Below are 18247 nucleotides of genomic sequence, written 5' to 3' on the forward strand. Positions count from 1 at the left end.
TAATAATCTGTTAATGTAGTATCCATCCCTTTTACTGACCTTGCTGGGATTTCGAAGAGAGGTCTAGTATAAATCTCTCTGAATTACCTAACTTTGCGCCAAAGTAGGAAAGTAGTGAAAGCAAGAACGCTCAAAAAAGATAAGGTAAATATCATTACCATGGGTTGCTCCAAGAATCTTGTAGATTCTGAGGTTTTGTTGACCCAACTCAAAGGCAACGGCATTGATGCCAATCATGAGTCCAATAGCTCGGATAATAATATCATCATCATCAATACCTGTGGCTTTATCGATAATGCCAAACAGGAATCAATTGATACCATTTTACAATATGTAGATGCCAAAGAAAGAGGCATTGTGGATAAAGTCTATGTAACGGGTTGTCTATCACAGCGCTACAAAGATGATCTGGAAAAAGAAATCCCCCAAGTGGATGCCTATTTTGGTACTAGGGATTTGCCAGCATTATTGAAAAAATTTAAAGCAGATTACAAGCATGAATTGGTAGGGGAGCGTTTGTTGACACACAATGCACATTATGCCTACATGAAGATTTCGGAAGGTTGTGATCGCCCTTGTTCTTTTTGTGCTATTCCCTTGATGCGAGGTGGACACGTTTCGAGATCCATTGAGGATTTGGTGAAGGAGGCAGAACACAAAGCTGCAAATGGAACAAAAGAATTATTGTTGATTGCGCAGGATTCCACCTATTATGGCTTGGATTTGTATAAAAAGAGAAGATTGGCGGATTTGATGCGCGCACTTTCAGAGGTGGATGGAATAGAGTGGATTCGTTTGCATTATGCTTTTCCAACTGGCTTCCCAATGGATGTGATCGAGGTGATGAAGGAGCGATCCAATATTTGTAATTACCTGGATATTCCTTTGCAACACGGGTCTACAGACGTTTTGAAAGCCATGAGAAGGGGAACAACCCGAGAAAAGCAAGAAGAATTGATCCATAGTATCCGAGACTTAATTCCTGAGATTGCCATCAGAACCACCCTTATCACAGGCCATCCAGGAGAAGGAGAAAAGGAATTTCAAGAGATGGTAGATTTTGTGGAGCGTATGAAATTTGAGCGATTGGGTGTATTCACCTATTCTCATGAAGAAAATACGCATGCACATACGATGGAAGACAGCACTCCTGAAGAGGTCAAGCAGGAACGGGCCAATCACCTGATGGAAATCCAAGAACAAATCAGTTACGATTTGAATCAGGAAAAAATCGGAAAGACTTTCAAAGTTTTAATCGATAAAAAGGAGAACGGCTATTTTGTAGGTAGAACAGAATACGATTCCGTAGAGGTAGATAATGAAGTTTTAATTGATGCGAGCAAGCATTATTGCCGCATTGGAGACTTTGTGGAAGCTACTGTTACAGATGCTACTGAGTTTGACCTCTATGCAGATGTAAAATAAAACGAGCTATTTTTCGATGATTATCAACAATCCTTTGAAAGGATATTGGATTCAACCAAAGAATAACCCAGAGAAAAATTTATTCTCTGGGTTTTTTTAAACTTATATTTGTAGAGGATCGTATAAAATATCATGAATATAGCCTCCCTTAAAATTTTATTCGCTGTTTTGCTGCTTTGCTTCTATGCAGTGCCAGAGCTATCAGCCCAAGAACAAGAAATTGTTACCGTTTATAATGGTTCAACTGAGTATGTCGGGCAAGGTGTATTGATCAATGGTAGGAGACATGGAGAATGGATGATTTTCAGCCGAAAATCCCAAAAACCTTCCGCGATACCGTATGCCCCCCAGTCTTCCAATCAACGAGTATCGGATAAGCAATTGAAAAAACATTTCAATATGAATCAACCCTATCAGGTGGTACACTATAGGCATGGGATTCTGAATGGGGAATTTCAAGAATTTTATACATCTGGCGCAATAAAGTTTAGAGTCAATTTGGTTGCTGGAAAACTCGATGGTGATTATGAAGCATTTTACCAGGATGGGAGGCCACAAGTGAAAGGGTTTTTTCGTCAGGATAAACCCCATCAGGAATGGCATAGGTTTTTTGCCAATGGCGTACAGGAGTCATTAGAATTTTACTACAATGGTTTGAAAGTAGGAGACTGGAAATGGTTTCATGAAAATGGAGAGCTCAGAGAAACGATTGCTTTTATTCAAGATACAAAACAAGGGGCTTATCAATCATTTTTTCGTAATGGGCAATTGCAAGAACAAGGGACTTTTGATAACAATGAAAAAGTCGGCGTATGGCAAACCTATTTTGATAATGGGCAACTTGCTTCACAGGAAAGTTTTTCATTTGGTATGCCGGATGGAAAGTGGGAGTATTACACAATCGACGGTAAGCTTTTGGCAGGAGGTACGTATAGTTTAGGGAGAAAATTAGGTACTTGGACTGAAGAGACAGGTTTAGATGATGAATTGCTTCGAACAGGGTTTTATTTAGAAGATGTCAAATCAGGCACTTGGAAAGTAGTCAACCGTCAAGGTCACGTTTTCCAGGAAGAAGTATACGATGAAGGAAAACTTTTGTCAGTGAGTAATTTTAAGGAAATCAATGGTCAAGTAAAGGATGCGGGAACTTTGGCCAATGGGGATGGGGAACGTGTCTTTTACGATGCCGAAGGAAGAGTGATCCAAAAAGGGGGATTTGCAAAGGGAATTCCTCATGGCGTTTGGTTATACTTTGAAGGAGAAAGTAGTAATTTAAAAAAGCTTGGAGGATACTTGGAAGGAAGTGCGCATGGTGAATGGCTTACCTACAATGCAGATGGTAAAGTAGTGAATAGAGAGTATTTTGAGTATGGTGAGCAAATCAAAGAAGATGTTATCAAAGAAGATGGTCCAGTTCGTTCAGCCCCTCTTTTGAGAGAAAGTCCTACCTTGGATTCCAATACGGCGATGTACAGACAAGGGACTGACAATCATTTTCGAAATCTGTTTTACAGTTCCCGTTATGCAGGTAACTAAAAAATAACAATTTCCTAATCGATCTAAAAGCAGGAAAATCTATTTTGCGGGAAATTTAAAGCTCATGATAAAACAACTCAGTATCTTCTTCTTTTCAGCTTTATTAGTTACACAAGTGCAGGCGCAATTTTCATACGATCTTCAAGGTCATCGTGGCAGTAGGGGTATCATGCCGGAAAACACCATTCCCTCTATGATTAAAGCGCTCGATTTAGGAGCTACCACCTTAGAATTGGATTTGGCAGTTACTAAAGATGGAGTGGTAATTCTTTCCCATGAACCCTATATGAATCCGGTGATTTGTTTAGACACTCAGGGAAATCCAATTCCGATGGCCGATAAGTCCCATAATATTTATCAATTAACCTATCAAGAAACCTTAGCCTATGACTGCGGATCTAAATTTCATGCAGGGTTTCCAGATCAGGTAAAATTTTATGCTACTAAGCCGAAGCTAGAAGATTTATTTGTGGTGGTAGAAAAATATGTAAAGGATAATGATTTACCTCAGCCATTCTACAACATTGAAATAAAATCATCACCGGAAGGAGATGGAGTTTACCATCCTGCTGTTCCTGAGTTTTCAGCTAATGTCGTTCAGCTCATCGAACAGCATGTGGGTTGGGAAAGAGTTAATATACAGTCTTTTGATTTTCGGGTATTAAAATACATCCGAGCTTCTTACCCTCATGTTCCCTTAGCCATGTTGATTACCGATGCGGGGAATTACGAAGCATATTTGAATGAGTTAGGTTTTCAACCAGAGATTTACTCTCCGTATTTTACGGGCTTGACAGCTGAAATTGTTCAGTCACTGCAGGGGAAAGGGATGAAAGTGATTCCTTGGACAGTCAATACAACCGAGCAAATGAAGGCATTGTTGGAAATGGGCGTGGATGGGATTATTACGGATTATCCGAATTTGGCTCCCAAGCTTTGAAGACAGTTATTTATCATTTTCATAAAGTCTATTTGGATTCTATTTTTTTTTTTTTTGAAAAAACAAATTATACTTTCTATGAAAAGATTATTTATAGGATTGATATTCGCTCTGAGTATATCCATTCCACAATTATCAATTGCTCAGGAAACTGTTGAGGATTCAGGTTTTGGTGAAGTTAAATTGAGACAAATGTTTTGTAGTTCTCTGAAACAGAATTGGGCATGTAGGTACTTGTCTGAAGGATTAGATTGTCCTTTAACACATACTACTAGTTGTTAATGATTTTTCAAAAGAGGGAGATTCCTCTCCCTTGATTTTATTCTATGCGAATTTTACTGCCTATTTGTTGTATTATATTGTTGGTTTCTTGTCAATCCAACGTGAAAAAGGGTGTTGAGCTTACACTCGATGTGTCAAGCTATAACCTAAAAGGCTCCGCCAATTTGATTTTTGATAAGCCTAATCAGGTGAACAGTGATACGTTAGTTAGTTTTGACCCTAATCAAAGAAAAATCACAAAAATTCCTCTTTTAGGCGGGACTCCCATTGAAATTAATCTTTCATTTGATTTCGATAGGTACCCGAATACCTTTTACTACATCAATTCGGATTCTATTGTGTTTTCGACTGGAGATGTTTTATTTCTTACTGACCAAAGTGGGACTGAATTTCATTCTGTTAGTCTATTTAAAAATCTTGATGCAATAAAAGATGAGGTTTACACTGAATATCCCTTTGATGGATTCTCAGATCATTTATTTTATGATGAGAGTTCACAATCTGTTTTGTATTATTTTGCAAAGAGAAGCCAAGTAGAAAAAAGAAAGGTATTTGGGAGAATAGATTTAAGATCTGGTGATTGGGAGAGCCTTCCAATCTACCACCCCAAGGAATATACAGGAGTTCCATTGAATTATACCACGTTTCCTAGTGTAACATGGACTTCGAATGGGTTAGGTTATATTTATTCGATTTCCCCGACAGTTGTCACCTATGATACTATATCTAAAAGCCAAAAGGAACTCATTATAAAAAGCTTTGAAGGGAAGCAACATGCAGAACCACAGACTAACCGAGATACTTGGTCAACAAGTTATTTTGAAGATTGGGTTCTTTCGTCTCCTAATTATTTGAAGCTAATGTATGACCCCCACAGGAAGGTTTATTATCGCTTTTCTCAATCTGAATTGAACAGGTCATCTGATGAGGAAGATTACTACACTTTTTTAGTGAAGAACAGAGAAGTGTATTTGTCTATTTTAGATCAGGAGTTTAATCTAGTGTATAATCAAATGCTTCCCAAAGGGAAATATGATCCCACAAAGAGCTTTGTTTTTTCTAAAGGATTGTGGGTGCCACACGATATTTCTATCGTCAATGATGAGCAACTGCTTTACGGTGATTTATTTCAGGTAGTCCAATGAAATTTCCTGTTTATATGGATTGGTGTTTGGATATCAACTATTGAGCTTCGGACTTTCAGATTATATCCGTATTTTCGCCCTTTCTTAACCATAAGTAGCGGATGAAGATCATTGAAGTCAACAGCCCAGTACATCAGCGTGAATTTTTAGCAATGGCAGTTCGGCTGTATAAAGGCGAGCCCAATTGGATCAAACCATTGGATAAAGATATTGAAGGCCTGTTTCATCCTGAAACCAACAAGTTATTCAAGCTAGGTGCCAAAGCCAAAAGGTGGTTGCTTCAGGATGAAAATGGAGTGGCCATTGGAAGAATAGCGGCTTTTGTAAACCCTAAGATGAAGGAAGAGCAGCCAACCGGTGGAGTGGGTTTTTTTGAATGTGTTAACAAAGAAGCAGCAGCTTTTTTGCTCTTTGATACAGCCAAAGCTTGGTTGCAGGAGCAAGGAATGGAAGCGATGGACGGTCCAATCAATTTCGGAGAACGAGATAAGTGGTGGGGTTTACTTGTGGAAGGATTCTCCCCTCCAAACTACAATATGCCTTGGAACTTCCCTTATTACAGAGCGTTTTTTGAAGCATATGGATTTCAGTTGTATTTCAAGCAGTTTACCTACATGCGTCCTGTTCAAGGTGTAGGATTTGATGAAAAAATGGTTGCTCGGGCTAATGAAGTGCTCAAGGATCCGGATTTTGAATTCCGCCACATCGAAGGAAAAGAACTCGCAGAAAAAGCGCCTCAATACTTCATGGATGTCTACAATAAAGCATGGTCCCGGCATATGGGCAAGACCTTAACATTGAAAGAAACCCAATTGATGTTTGGTAAAATGAAACCCATCATGGACCCGCGATTGATTTATTTTGGCTTTTATAAAGGTGAACCGATTTCGTTTTTTATCAATATTCCGGAGATTAATCAGGTTTTCAAGTATGTGGATGGGAAGTTGGACCTATGGGGAAAAATCAAATTCCTTTACAATAAAACCTTCAATCCTCCCAATAAAATGCTCGGGTTAGTTTTTGGGGTAATTCCAGATTTCCAAGGAAAAGGTGTGGATTCTGCCATGATTATGGCATACAATGAGAAATTTGCGCGGCATGATTGGTTTACCTACAAAACGATAGAAATGAATTGGATTGGAGATTTCAACCCCAAAATGATGAGGGTCTGTGAGCAATTGAATGCAACCATCTATAAAACCCATCACACCTACCGATACTTATTTGATCGGTCAAAGCCATTCAAGCGTCACAAAATATTTGAATAAAAAGAGGACTTACCTCATTTGAAAGTGAATAACAAATCAATATGAAAAAATACGATGTAGTGGGCGTGGGCAATGCCCTCGTTGACATAGAATTTAAAGTAACTGATAAATTCTTTGAAGATAATCAAGTAGAAAAAGGCTTGATGACTTTAGTAGATGAGGACCGTCAGAATGCCTTGATGAGTGTCATCAATACCAAAGAGGCAAAAAAGCAATGTGGAGGGTCTGCGGCTAATACGGTTATAGCTGTAAGTCAGTTTGGAGGTAAGTCCTACTACTGCTGTAAAGTTGCCAATGACGAATTGGGGCGCTTCTATTTACAGGATTTAGCTGATTCGGGTGTCGATAATAATCTCCATGCAGATACCTTACAAGAAGGTATCACCGGAAAATGCTTAGTGATGGTTACGGAAGATTCTGAGCGTACCATGAACACCTTCCTTGGAATTACTCAAAACTTTTCAGTTGCCGAAGTCAATGAAGCGGCTATCAAAGATTCTAAATACTTGTTTATCGAAGGGTATTTGGTGACCTCTCCCAATGGAAAAGAGGCCATGATGCATGCGAAAAAAATTGCTGAGGAAGCTGGTACCAAGGTAGCTTTGACATTCTCTGACCCTGCCATGGTCAAGTACTTCAAAGATGCGTTCGAAGATGTGATTGGTCCAAGCGTTGATTTATTGTTTGCCAATGAGGAAGAAGCCTTGCTGTTTACAGGTAAGGATACTTTAGCAGAAGCAAGAGAAGAAATGAAAAAAGCAGCCAAGCACTTTGTTATTACCCAAGGCAAAAATGGAGCGATGATATTTGATGGTGACACTTTCATCGATATTGAACCTTATAAAACAGTAGCTGTAGATAGCAACGGGGCAGGAGATATGTTTGCCGGGGCATTTATGTACGGGATCACCAATAGTCATAGCTATGCTTCCAGTGGGAAGTTAGCTTCAATGGCAAGTTCTAGAATTGTCAGTCAGTTTGGACCTCGCTTAAAGTGGCATGAAGCTAAAGAGATTTTGACAAAATTGAATCCATAAAATTTGGATATATTGCATCAACCATGATTGGCTGTCTTTTAAGAAGGCAGCCAATTTTATTTTTAGAAAAATCACTTCTTTTGGAGAGAAGTCATCTGAAAACTGTATCGCTTATTGGGTTAATGATTCATTCTATAAATCGTTAAAACTTGCCTTTAATTGAAATAATCTAATATGAATAAAATAAATCGAAGGTTTTTTTGTGCTTTTATAAAGTGGCAATCAATTTAAACGTTTAATTTTTTATGAGACTCATTGATTTTAAAATCCATTTTATATTTTAGACTTCGCAAAATCAGAAATGCTTTTGCTTTCTATGTGAAATACATGATTTCTTGTTCAATACTTAAAGAAAAAGAGATGAAGTCTGTTGCTAAAAAAAAGAACGATTACTCTTGGTAAGTATCTTACTTGTAGCTGTAGGAACTGCCCTTTATTTTACAGGAGCATTTAATAATTTTCCAGAAGGTTGGAATAGCGTTCAATGCGACCCTTGTCCCTAGAAATCTTTCTTTGTAAAGTCAAGGCTCTTAATACTTGTTAAAATTTAAGTCCTTTGGATAATCTGGTATAGTTTTGAACAATCATAAATGTTCAAGTTAGGTATTTCAAAACTATTGTCCGTAAATGAACGCTTGAACAAAATAAAGTTAATCAAGTACTAATTATATAAACCTAATTTATCAATATGAGAAAGTTTACGCTTTTTTTCTCTCTGGCCTTTTTGGTGAGTTCACTCAGCTGGGCTCAGACAAAAATCGAGTTCAAGGAGATTACCTTGGATAATGGCCTGCATGTCATCATGCATCAAGATAACAGTACCCCTATAGTAGCGGTGTCAGTATTATATCATGTAGGATCAAAAAATGAACGTCCTGACCGCACAGGCTTTGCACACTTCTTCGAGCATTTATTGTTTGAAGGAACAGAAAATATTCCTCGTGGGGAATACATGAACAAAATCCAAGCGATCGGAGGCACCTTAAATGCCTTTACTTCTAACGATATCACCTATTACTATGAGATTGTACCTTCCAATCAACTGGAAACAGCCTTGTATATGGAGTCTGAGCGTATGCTGCACCCGAAAATTGATCAAATTGGTGTAGATACGCAACGCGAGGTGATTAAAGAAGAAAAAAGACAGTCTTACGATAACCGTCCATATGGGACCATTCTTCCGGAGACAATGAAGCGTGCTTTTGAAAAGCATCCGTATCAGTGGCCTGTAATTGGTTCCATGGAGCATTTGGATGCAGCGCAACTTCAGGAGTTTATGGATTTTCATAAAGCTTATTATGTGCCAAATAATGCGGTATTAACAATTGCCGGTGATATTGACTATACACAGGCTGAAGCTTGGGTGAGGGCATATTTTGAAGAAATTCCAAAAGGGCCATCGGAGTTTTACAGACCTAATATCAAAGAGCCAAGAAAAACACAGGAAATAAGAGATATTGTTTATGACAATATTCAAATACCTGCAATTATTCAAGCGTATAATTTACCTCAGAAGAATCATCCTGACTCCTATGCTATGTCAATGCTATCTACCTATTTGACGGGAGGTAATTCTTCTTTGATGACCAAAGAGTTGGTTGACAAACAACAAAAGGCATTGGCCGTAGCGGCTATTCCGTTGGATTTAGAAGATGGTGGGGTATTCTTAATGTATGCTATTACCAACATGGGAGTAGAGCCAAAGGATTTGGAAGACCAAATGGATGGTTTGTTAGCTCAAGTACAGCAAAATGGGATTTCTGAAAATGATTTCTTGAAGCTTCAGAATATTATTGAAAACAATATTGTGAGCCAAAACAGTTCTATGGCGGGTATTGCGCAAAATTTAGCTGAGGCTAGGGTATTCTTTGGGGATACTAATTATATCAACCGTACCTTGGAGCAGTACAGAAAAGTGACCCGTGAAGATCTTCAGCGTGTGGCAAATGAGTACTTGACTTTAGATGGGAGAGTGGTATTGTACTACCTTCCTAAGTCAGCTCAAGGAGAATAATTAATCAACGCAGGTTTTTAACGAAAGAAAGACATGAAAAAACTATTTATATTCATTTTACTTGCTGCGTTTGCCAATTTAGCCGTAGCACAAATTGATCGTTCCCGTTATCCGGATCCAGCACCAGCGCGTGAAATCCAATTAGGGAATGCAGATTCCTTTACGCTTCCAAATGGACTAAAGGTATTCGTTGTGGAGAATAATAAATTGCCAAGGGTAGCATTCTCTTTGGTCTTGGATAGAGATCCAATTTTGGAAGGTGAGAAATCTGGCATGTTGGGAATGTATGGGGAGATGAAAATGGGCGGTACTAAAAACCGTACCAAGGACCAATTGGACGAAGAAATCGATTTTATAGGCGCAAGTATTAGTGCAGGTGCTTCTTCCATTTTTGGTTCTTCCTTAAAGAAACACCAGGATAAGTTACTCGAATTAATGAGTGATATCATGTATAATCCAGTTTTTCCTCAAGAAGAATTGGATAAGCTTAGAAAGCAAGCCATAACAGGTTTGGCTGCCAGCAAAGATGACCCCAATGCGATTTCTAGCAGATTGGCTTCGAAATTGAATTTTGGTTCCGATCACCCCTATGGGGAAGATGAAACTGAGACTACATTGAATAATGTAACTGTAGAAGACTTCAAAGCCTATTATAATACCTATTTCAAACCAAATATTGCCTACTTAGCAATTGTTGGAAATATTAATAAGGCTGAGGCTCAACAATTGGTCAACAAATACTTTAGCAAATGGGAGAGAGGTACAGTACCTTCTAAAACCTATGCAAAGCCAGCTGCTCCAGAGCAATCTTTTGTAGCATTTGTGGATAGAGCAGCGTCTGTTCAGTCAGTAGTGAACATCACCTATCCGATGGAAATGCATTTGACCAATCCTGATTATCTAGCTTCAAGAGTTTTGAACTATATTTTGGGTGGAGGTTCTTCTTCTAGATTATTTATGAATTTGAGAGAGGATAAAGGCTATACTTATGGGGCCTATTCTTCTATTGGTTCTGATAAACTAATAACAAGCTTCCGTGCCAATGCAAGTGTCAAGCAAACGGCTACTGACTCTGCTATTGTTGAAATGGTGTATGAAATCAGAAACCTACGGGATAATGGAATTACAGAAGAAGAGTTGATTGCAGCCAAAGCTAATTTGAGCGGTTCTTTTGGTAGATCTTTAGAGTCTCCTTCTACGATTGCCAACTTTGCTATCAACACAGAGCGTTACAACTTACCGAAAGACTTCTACAGTACTTACCTTCAGCAGTTGAATGCGTTGACGGTAGAAGATATCAATGCTGCGGCTAAGAAATACTTAAAACCAGACAATTTGTACATTACTGTAGTAGGTAATGGAGCAGAAATCGCGAACTCTTTGCTTGCATTTGGAGAAGTGAAGCGATTCACCAACACAGGAGAACCTGAGCGTCAGATTGCTATGTCTGAGGATATCACTGCTCAAGATGTGATTGATGCATATATTGCTGCCATCGGTGGAGCTGCTAATGTAAGAAATATCAAAACTTCAAGGATAGAGTCTGTAGCTGAGATTCAGGGAATGAAGTTACAAATCAATTCTGTGTTTGATGAGCCTAACTTATCATTCAGCCAAAAGACCATTGTAATGGGAAATGTGGCCTCCAATACAGCTGTGGTTAATGGGAAAGCCTCGATCACTGCTAATGGTCAAGAGATACCTATGAACGATGAAATGGCAGAAGCTATAAAAATGAGTATGTTCTTGATACCAGAAATTCACTTTGATGATCTTGGTTATACTGTAGTATTGGATGGTATCAAAGACGTTGATGGGCAAGAAGCATATAAATTAATCGTTTCTAATCCTATGGGTACTTCTCAGACACATTATTTTGCAGTGGAAAGCGGTTTAAAAATCAAAACGGAATCTGCTGAATCTGGTGAAATGACTTACGGAGAATACAAAGAAGTAGATGGTGTGAAATATCCTATGTTGATGGTGATGAAATCCCCAATGTTGCCAATGGCTTTGGAAACTAGAGTGGAAAAAATCGAATTTAACGCGGCTGTTTCTGCTGAAGATTTTAAATAAGTAAATAAAAGGGGGCTTAATGCTCCCTTTTTCGTAGTTTTAAACACTAACCTTTACAATTCATACATGAAAAAACTTCTATCACTTTGGGTAATGGTAGCTATCTTAGCTGCACAAAGTTTTGCTTCTATTGGGGAGTCAACCGAAGCAAATACAGGAATAGTCGAAAATGATCCGGCGTCTGTTATTGCAAAGTACATTCAAGCGGTAGGTGGTGAAGAAAATGTCGCTAAAATCAAAAATTCTACCATGATCATGGAAGCATCTATACAAGGAGCTACATTAGTCATGAAAACAGTTTCTGATAGTGAAAATCACCGAATGATGCAGCAAACTGCCTTCATGGGCAATGTGGCCTCCAAAACCATCTACAAAGATGGGAAGGCTAAGGCAATGGCTATGGGGCAGGAACAAGCTATTCCTGATGATATGGCAGAAATGTTAAAGATTCAAACCTATGCTTTCCCCGAAGCTCAGTACGAAGCGATGGGGTATAAGATGGAGGTGCAAGGGACAAAAAAAATTAAAAAGGAGGATGCCTATAAATTGGTGTTGACTGCTCCCAATGGAATGAAGACAACTGAGTATTACTCTGTTGAATCAGGATTAAAACTAAGGACAAGTTCGGATGCTACCGGAGAAATCACCTATCAGGATTATCAAGAGAAAGATGGTGTATTGGTACCAATGAAGTTAACGATCGTTAGCCCAATGCTTCCTATGGAATTAGAAGCAAAAGTGATTCAAGTGACTTTTAATTCTAATTTAAGCGATGCTGATTTCAATTAAAAAACAAAGGCCTCCCCGGAGGCCTTTGTTTTTTAATTGATTTTTTTCCAGTGATTACGAAGTGTAGTAGCATTGGAAATGTTTAATTTCCAGATTGGGAAATAAGCTTTTTTATTTACTGGGATTTCTAGGGTAAGCCTTCTGCCATAGCGTAAAACAGTAGCGTATATTTTTTTTGATTTTTGATTCATATTCCAGTCCAAAAGTTGATCCTTGAGCATACACACATGAATGGCAGATGAATCAGGATGAATGTTAACGATGGATTGGGAACTGTCTACGATAATCCCTGCTTGGTGCCGGAGTGGATCGTTTTGGTAATTTTCACATAGATTAACTCCGATTTTGGCCAGTGCGTAATTTAAAAATGGAATGATATCTTTTTTTCCCAGAATTAACTCTTGAATAATCTGCTCTACGTCTGTTGATGGATTTCCATAATCCCTAAGTACATCTAAAAATTCCATCCACCTATAGCCATGACTATCTTTTCCGTATGCTTTCCAAAGTTTTCGCATCAATGCCTGCAAGCTGCTTCCATTTTCCACCAAACAAACATCCAAACAGAAGCTTATTAAGGCTCCCCTATTGTAAATGTTAACTTTCTTATGAGGAATTCCTGCCTTGTATCCATCGAGCCACAGGTCCAAACTTGACTCAGCTATGGATTGATTTCTCCAACCAAAGCCTTCAGACTCTTTTTGAATCTGTCTTCCTAATTCATTCAAATATTGCTCTAATGAAAAGTAGCCTGACTTGAGCAACATCAAATCTCCCATGTAAGTGGTAACTCCTTCTAACACTAATCCCTCCTCTAGGTAAACCTCTTTTGAGAGGTCATAAGGACTGATGCCTCTTGGTCGTATTCTGCAAACATTCCAAAAATGATACAGTTCGTGGGAGCTCACTCCTATTAACTCTTGTATTTGCTGAGTCTCTTGTAAAGATTCATCAGGTCCAAAAGTAATGACAGTTGAGAAACGGTGTTCTACACCATGGTAATGTTTGTATGGAAGTAGCTGATACATGAAATGGTAAGTTTCGGCGGGGAAATCACCAAAACTTTGAATCTGCGTTTGACTAAAATTCTTTAAAATCAGTAAAAAGTCAGCTATATCAAAATAGATTTCCCCTTGAATCCATACCTTGAAAAGGGAGGCTCCGATTTGGTATGAAAACTGTTGGAGGTTAGGAGAAGCAATCAGGGGGCTATCCATTAATTCTTGATAATTCTCAGCTTTCAACATAGTGCCATCCAGAGGAAGTGCACAGGCGATTCGATAATCAGAGGGGATATCAAGGTCAATGGTGATATTTTCCTCTGAGCGTCCAAGTAGATCAAATGCGAAGTTGCTAAAATTGAGATACAATTGTTCGTCATCTGACCAACTTCCGCCGGCATCCATTTGATTGCAAAAATATTCGTACTCTATGAGGACTTCATGAGAGCTACTTGGGAAAATTTCCCAGCAATCTTTAGAGATTTTTTTAAAGGGAATTGGCTTACCCGTTTGAGTTGCCTGGAAAAAACGGATATTTTGTGCGTAATTTGCCAACTCATAGCGTCCAGGCCTCCAAGCAGCCAATTGGAGTTTCAAAATTTCTCCCTTAATTACAGAAATGAATAGGCTCACTTGGATAAATTGACTGGTAATTGCCTTTCGTTGGATATGATAGTGCATGATTTGTTGGTCAGATTCAAACAAAAGTAATTCACAGGTTTGTAAATAAAAAAAAGCTATCTATCTTTGCAGTCCTTTTGTGGGAATCCTCAATTGGACATACTCGAACTTGAATAAATTGTATAAAAACATAGCGTCATGAAAAGAACATTTCAACCTTCTCGTAGAAAAAGAAGAAACAAGCACGGATTCAGACAAAGAATGTCTACTGGTAATGGTCAGAGAGTGATCAGATCTAGAAGAGCTAAAGGAAGACATAAGCTAACTGTATCTGACGAAAAAACGTTGAAGAAGTAATTCTAGCCTGACTTTTCGTACCTTAGATACGTGAACGTTGATGCTATGAATACTAAACTTCCCAAGTCAGAGAGGTTACATGCTCAAAAGTCAATAAAGGAACTTTTTGATAAAGGTTCCTCTTTTTTTTTATACCCCTTCAAGGTCTTGGTGTATGACTTCCCTTCAGATGAGGCAAAAGCTCCTCAGGTACTTTTCTCTGTTTCAAAGAAAAAAATCAAAAAAGCGGTACAGCGAAACCTCGTCAAACGCAGAATACGGGAAGGTTATCGGTTGAATAAACATATTTTAACAGCGCAAGCTGGGACAAATCAACTAATTGGCCTAATTTTCGTTTCTTCTGAAGTAATGCCATTTGATGTGATTCAACAAAAACTCATCAAAGTGCTTCAAAAAATCAATCATGAACAACCGCCTGCAAAGCAAACCCATGCAAAAGTTGACAAATAAAAGAATTATCACAGGTCTACTGATTTTACTTACATCAGTACTTACTTTTTCATTTGTCTTAAAAAATGACAGACTGTTTACTATTGCCAAGAATCTGGATATTTTCGCAGCCCTTATTCGGGAATTGGATTCCTATTATGTAGATGAAATTGATGTGGAGGAGTTGGTGACAATCGGTATCAATGCCATGCTGGAGGAATTGGACCCTTACACAGAGTTTATACCAGAAGAAAACTCAGATGATTTCCGATTGTTGACTACTGGTGAATATGGAGGCGTGGGTGCTTTGATTGGAAATCGTACCGGTGTCAATATGATTTTGATGCCTTATAAAGGTTTTCCTGCTCAAGCAGGTGGCCTTCGAGTGGGTGATGCAATTTTACAAGTAGACACGGTAAATGTAATTTCTAAAAGTACGGCTGAAATTTCACGATTATTGAAAGGTCCTGCGAATACAGAAGTTTTTGTTAAAGTTAAAAGGGGAGATGACACGCTTGGGGTTAATTTAACAAGAAGAAAAATTGTCATCAGTAATGTGCCATACTATGGGAAGCTGGATGATAAAACAGGGTATATCAAATTGAGTGATTTTACCACCAATGCAGCTGCCGATGTAAGAAATGCCTTGATTGATTTGAAATCTCAGGGAATTGAGCGACTTGTATTGGATGTACGAGACAATCCTGGGGGGATTTTAAAAGAGGCTGTTGAGATAGTCAATCTATTTATTCCAAAAGGTAGAGAAGTAGTGCGTACAGTGGGCAAAATTCAAAATGCCAATTCTGTTTATAAAACCACCAAAAGTCCGCTTGACAAGGATATCCCGTTAGTAGTATTGATTAATGAGCGTTCTGCTTCTGCGGCAGAAATTGTTGCTGGAGCATTGCAAGATTATGATCGCGCAGTTCTCGTGGGCAGAAAGACTTTTGGTAAAGGTTTGGTTCAGACAACAGTTCCTTTATCTTTTAATTCTCAAATCAAAGTGACAACTGCAAAGTATTACATTCCAAGTGGAAGATGTATCCAAGCAATTGATTATAGTAAAAAGGATGAAAATGGTAACTCCAATTCTATTCCTGATTCACTTAGAAACGAATTTACTACTAAAAATGGTAGGATTGTTAGGGATGGAGCTGGTATAGAGCCGGATAAAATGATCGAGTCTAGGACATTTGCGCCAATCACCTTTAGTTTGGTGGCCAGAAACCTTGTGTTTGATTATGGTAATAAGTTCTTCTTGAAAAATGAGGAGATTGCGATACCTTCCAAGTTTGAAATAGATGATGCCATGTATGCAGATTTTGTAGCGTGGTTGGAGGATAAAGAATACGATTACACTACTTTCTTGGAGCGATCCATTGAAGATTTGGAGCGATATGCTAAACGAGAGCGTGCGTATGATAAAATCCAAGATGAGATAGAGCAATTGAAAATTAAGATCAACCATAGCAAAGAGCAGGATTTGATGACATTTAAAGATGAAATCAAAAGTGCATTGAGGGAAGAAATTGTTTCTAGGTATTTCTATCAGGAAGGTGTTGTAGAGTCTTCTCTAAGATGGGATGAAGATGTTAAGCTCGCACTTGAAATCTTAAACTCCCCTCAACAGCTTTCAACCTTATTGACTGCAAGAGCAAAGTAAATTATGGCTTTGATACTTTCCATTGAGACTGCTACACAAGTATGTTCTGTGGCCATTCATAATGATGGAACATGCCTTAATTTCCTAGAATCCAATCAGGAGAATGCACATGCACGGCAATTAATGCTTTCTATAGAGCAATTGCTGATGGAAGAAAATATTGCCTCAAAACAATTGGATGCTATCGCTGTCTCAGCAGGCCCAGGTTCTTATACGGGCCTTCGTATTGGAGTCTCTGTCGCCAAAGGTTTAGCATTTGCCTTAGATAAGCCTGTGATTGTAGTCGATACCTTACAAGCCTTGGCGCAAAGAGCTATTCCTTATGTAGCGCACGAAAAATCTTGGATTGTCCCAATGATCGATGCTAGAAGGATGGAGGTGTATACAGCAGTCTTTGATGCAAGGATGAACGTTGTCATAGAAGTTCATCCGTTGATCTTAGAGCAAACTACTTTCCAGCAGTTTTTAGAGGAAGGTGAGGTACATTTTTTAGGAGATGGTTCAAGCAAGTTTCAAGAACTTATTCAACATACGAATGCTCGCTTTCATCCTGAGCAAAACTCTGCTATTTCCATAGGTGTGTTGGCCTATCAAAAATTTCTTCGTCAAGATTTTGCTGACTTAGCCTATTTCGAGCCGAACTACTTAAAAGAATTTAGGGTTTTAGCTTCAAAGAAAAATCCTTTGTTTCTATGAGTGAAATTATCAATAGAGTTGCCAATAGTCCCATCCGAACCATTGATTTGGAAGATTTCTATGATAAGCGTGAACGGGTGGTGTTTGATCTCAAACCATTTTTATTCCAAGAGTTGATTTTGAAAGAAAAGGATTTTCGAGAGGCTTTGAAAGCATTAGATTGGTCTCAATACAAAGGGAAGGTGGTTGCTATCACATGTACAGCTGATGCGATTGTTCCTAATTGGGCTTTTATTTTGGTGGGCACTTATCTTCAGCCGCTTGCTGTGCCTTTTGTAATTGGGGGGGTGGATAGCTTAGAGCAATACTTATTTGATCAAGCCATTCAGTCTTTAGAGGTGAATGAGTATGCTGATCGTCCGGTTGTAATTAAGGGCTGCAGTAAATATCCTTTACCTTTATACGCTTATGGTAAGGTCTTAGGGATGCTTCAAAGCAAGGCAAAATCCATTATGTATGGAGAGCCATGCAGTACCGTTCCATTGTATAAAAAGCCTAAGGAAAATTAGTAGCCTTGTTTCCAGCTTTTTACTAAAATCTTTCTTTTTTTTTGAGGGGGCTGTTTGGTAAATACGGGAACTCATACTAAGTTTGCAATCCCAAATGAGGGAAAAGAGAATTGAAATTTGACAAGCGGAAGAGGTAAGTTGGAAAGAAAAATAAATTTTTAAAAAAATCATTTTTCTTTTTGGATTTAAAAAATCAACCTGCCATATTTGCACTCGCTTTTGAGGGAAAGACCTTCAAACAAAGCTTCAACGAGAAGCATAAGTTCTTTGAAATTGTGAAGACGAAAGAAATTTAAGCAAGCAAGATTTAATTCTTGCACCTGAGATCTTATAGGAAACAAATGACTATAGGAATATAAGTCGGAAAAAACTTTACAATGGAGAGTTTGATCCTGGCTCAGGATGAACGCTAGCGGCAGGCCTAATACATGCAAGTCGAGCGGCAAGTTGTGTAGCAAT

15 protein-coding genes and 1 rRNA gene are annotated in these 18247 nt (G+C 38.5%); 15 read left to right on the top strand and 1 reads right to left on the bottom strand.

Going from position 1 to position 18247, the window contains the following annotated elements:
* Positions 1-114: 114 nt before the first annotated feature.
* The 9 genes from rimO to ACXIUD_RS12820 all read left to right on the top strand — a co-directional run bounded on the left by rimO (position 115) and on the right by ACXIUD_RS12820 (position 12512).
* Positions 115-1425, top strand: coding sequence for a 30S ribosomal protein S12 methylthiotransferase RimO (gene rimO, locus ACXIUD_RS12780; RefSeq protein ID WP_458053036.1), 1311 nt, complete (start codon positions 115-117; stop codon positions 1423-1425).
* Positions 1426-1557: 132 nt separating this feature from the next.
* A complete protein-coding gene (locus tag ACXIUD_RS12785; protein ID WP_458053037.1) occupies positions 1558-2961 on the top strand; it encodes a toxin-antitoxin system YwqK family antitoxin in 1404 nt (467 codons plus the stop codon).
* A 64-nt stretch (positions 2962-3025) separates the two neighbouring features.
* The gene (locus ACXIUD_RS12790) at positions 3026-3901 is read left to right on the top strand and encodes a glycerophosphodiester phosphodiesterase family protein (RefSeq protein ID WP_458053038.1); all 876 of its coding nucleotides are present in this window, start codon (positions 3026-3028) and stop codon (positions 3899-3901) included.
* Positions 3902-4347: 446 nt separating this feature from the next.
* Entirely contained in the window at positions 4348-5328 is a 981-nt protein-coding gene (locus tag ACXIUD_RS12795; protein WP_458053039.1) for a DUF4221 family protein, read from the top strand.
* 101 nt (positions 5329-5429) lie between these two features.
* Positions 5430-6596 (top strand): hypothetical protein, encoded by a 1167-nt coding sequence (locus ACXIUD_RS12800; protein ID WP_458053040.1) that lies wholly within the window; start codon positions 5430-5432, stop codon positions 6594-6596.
* Positions 6597-6637: 41 nt separating this feature from the next.
* Complete coding sequence (locus ACXIUD_RS12805; protein WP_458053041.1) at positions 6638-7633, top strand: adenosine kinase; 996 nt, start codon at positions 6638-6640, stop codon at positions 7631-7633.
* Positions 7634-8321: 688 nt separating this feature from the next.
* On the top strand, positions 8322-9647 hold the full coding sequence (locus ACXIUD_RS12810; RefSeq protein ID WP_458053042.1) for a M16 family metallopeptidase: 1326 nt from the start codon (positions 8322-8324) through the stop codon (positions 9645-9647).
* Positions 9648-9680: 33 nt separating this feature from the next.
* The gene (locus tag ACXIUD_RS12815) at positions 9681-11723 is read left to right on the top strand and encodes an insulinase family protein (protein ID WP_458053043.1); all 2043 of its coding nucleotides are present in this window, start codon (positions 9681-9683) and stop codon (positions 11721-11723) included.
* A 66-nt stretch (positions 11724-11789) separates the two neighbouring features.
* Positions 11790-12512 carry a peptidase, M16 family protein gene (locus ACXIUD_RS12820; RefSeq protein WP_458053044.1) on the top strand — a complete coding sequence of 241 codons (723 nt, stop codon included), beginning with the start codon at positions 11790-11792 and terminating at the stop codon, positions 12510-12512.
* A 32-nt stretch (positions 12513-12544) separates the two neighbouring features.
* Here ACXIUD_RS12820 and ACXIUD_RS12825 read toward each other — a convergent pair whose 3' ends face one another.
* Positions 12545-14194: a M61 family metallopeptidase gene (locus ACXIUD_RS12825; RefSeq protein ID WP_458053045.1), complete on the bottom strand. Its 1650-nt coding sequence runs from the start codon at positions 14192-14194 to the stop codon at positions 12545-12547.
* Positions 14195-14332: 138 nt separating this feature from the next.
* Between ACXIUD_RS12825 and rpmH the strand changes: the two genes are divergently transcribed.
* The 6 genes from rpmH to ACXIUD_RS12855 form a co-directional block, all read left to right on the top strand.
* On the top strand, positions 14333-14491 hold the full coding sequence (rpmH, locus tag ACXIUD_RS12830) for a 50S ribosomal protein L34 (protein ID WP_189586598.1): 159 nt from the start codon (positions 14333-14335) through the stop codon (positions 14489-14491).
* Between the two features lie 45 nt (positions 14492-14536).
* Positions 14537-14941, top strand: a complete 405-nt coding sequence (gene rnpA, locus ACXIUD_RS12835) for a ribonuclease P protein component (RefSeq protein WP_458053046.1) — start codon at positions 14537-14539, stop codon at positions 14939-14941.
* A complete protein-coding gene (locus tag ACXIUD_RS12840; RefSeq protein WP_458053047.1) occupies positions 14922-16583 on the top strand; it encodes a S41 family peptidase in 1662 nt (553 codons plus the stop codon). The genes rnpA and ACXIUD_RS12840 overlap by 20 nt, the downstream gene beginning before the upstream one ends.
* A gap of 3 nt (positions 16584-16586) precedes the next feature.
* Complete coding sequence (gene tsaB / locus ACXIUD_RS12845; RefSeq protein ID WP_458053048.1) at positions 16587-17279, top strand: tRNA (adenosine(37)-N6)-threonylcarbamoyltransferase complex dimerization subunit type 1 TsaB; 693 nt, start codon at positions 16587-16589, stop codon at positions 17277-17279.
* Positions 17276-17788, top strand: a complete 513-nt coding sequence (locus ACXIUD_RS12850) for a DUF2480 family protein (RefSeq protein ID WP_458053049.1) — start codon at positions 17276-17278, stop codon at positions 17786-17788. The genes tsaB and ACXIUD_RS12850 overlap by 4 nt, the downstream gene beginning before the upstream one ends.
* A gap of 374 nt (positions 17789-18162) precedes the next feature.
* Positions 18163-18247 (top strand): 16S ribosomal RNA (locus ACXIUD_RS12855); the annotation flags it as partial.

This window comes from Mongoliitalea sp., from assembly GCF_054166905.1.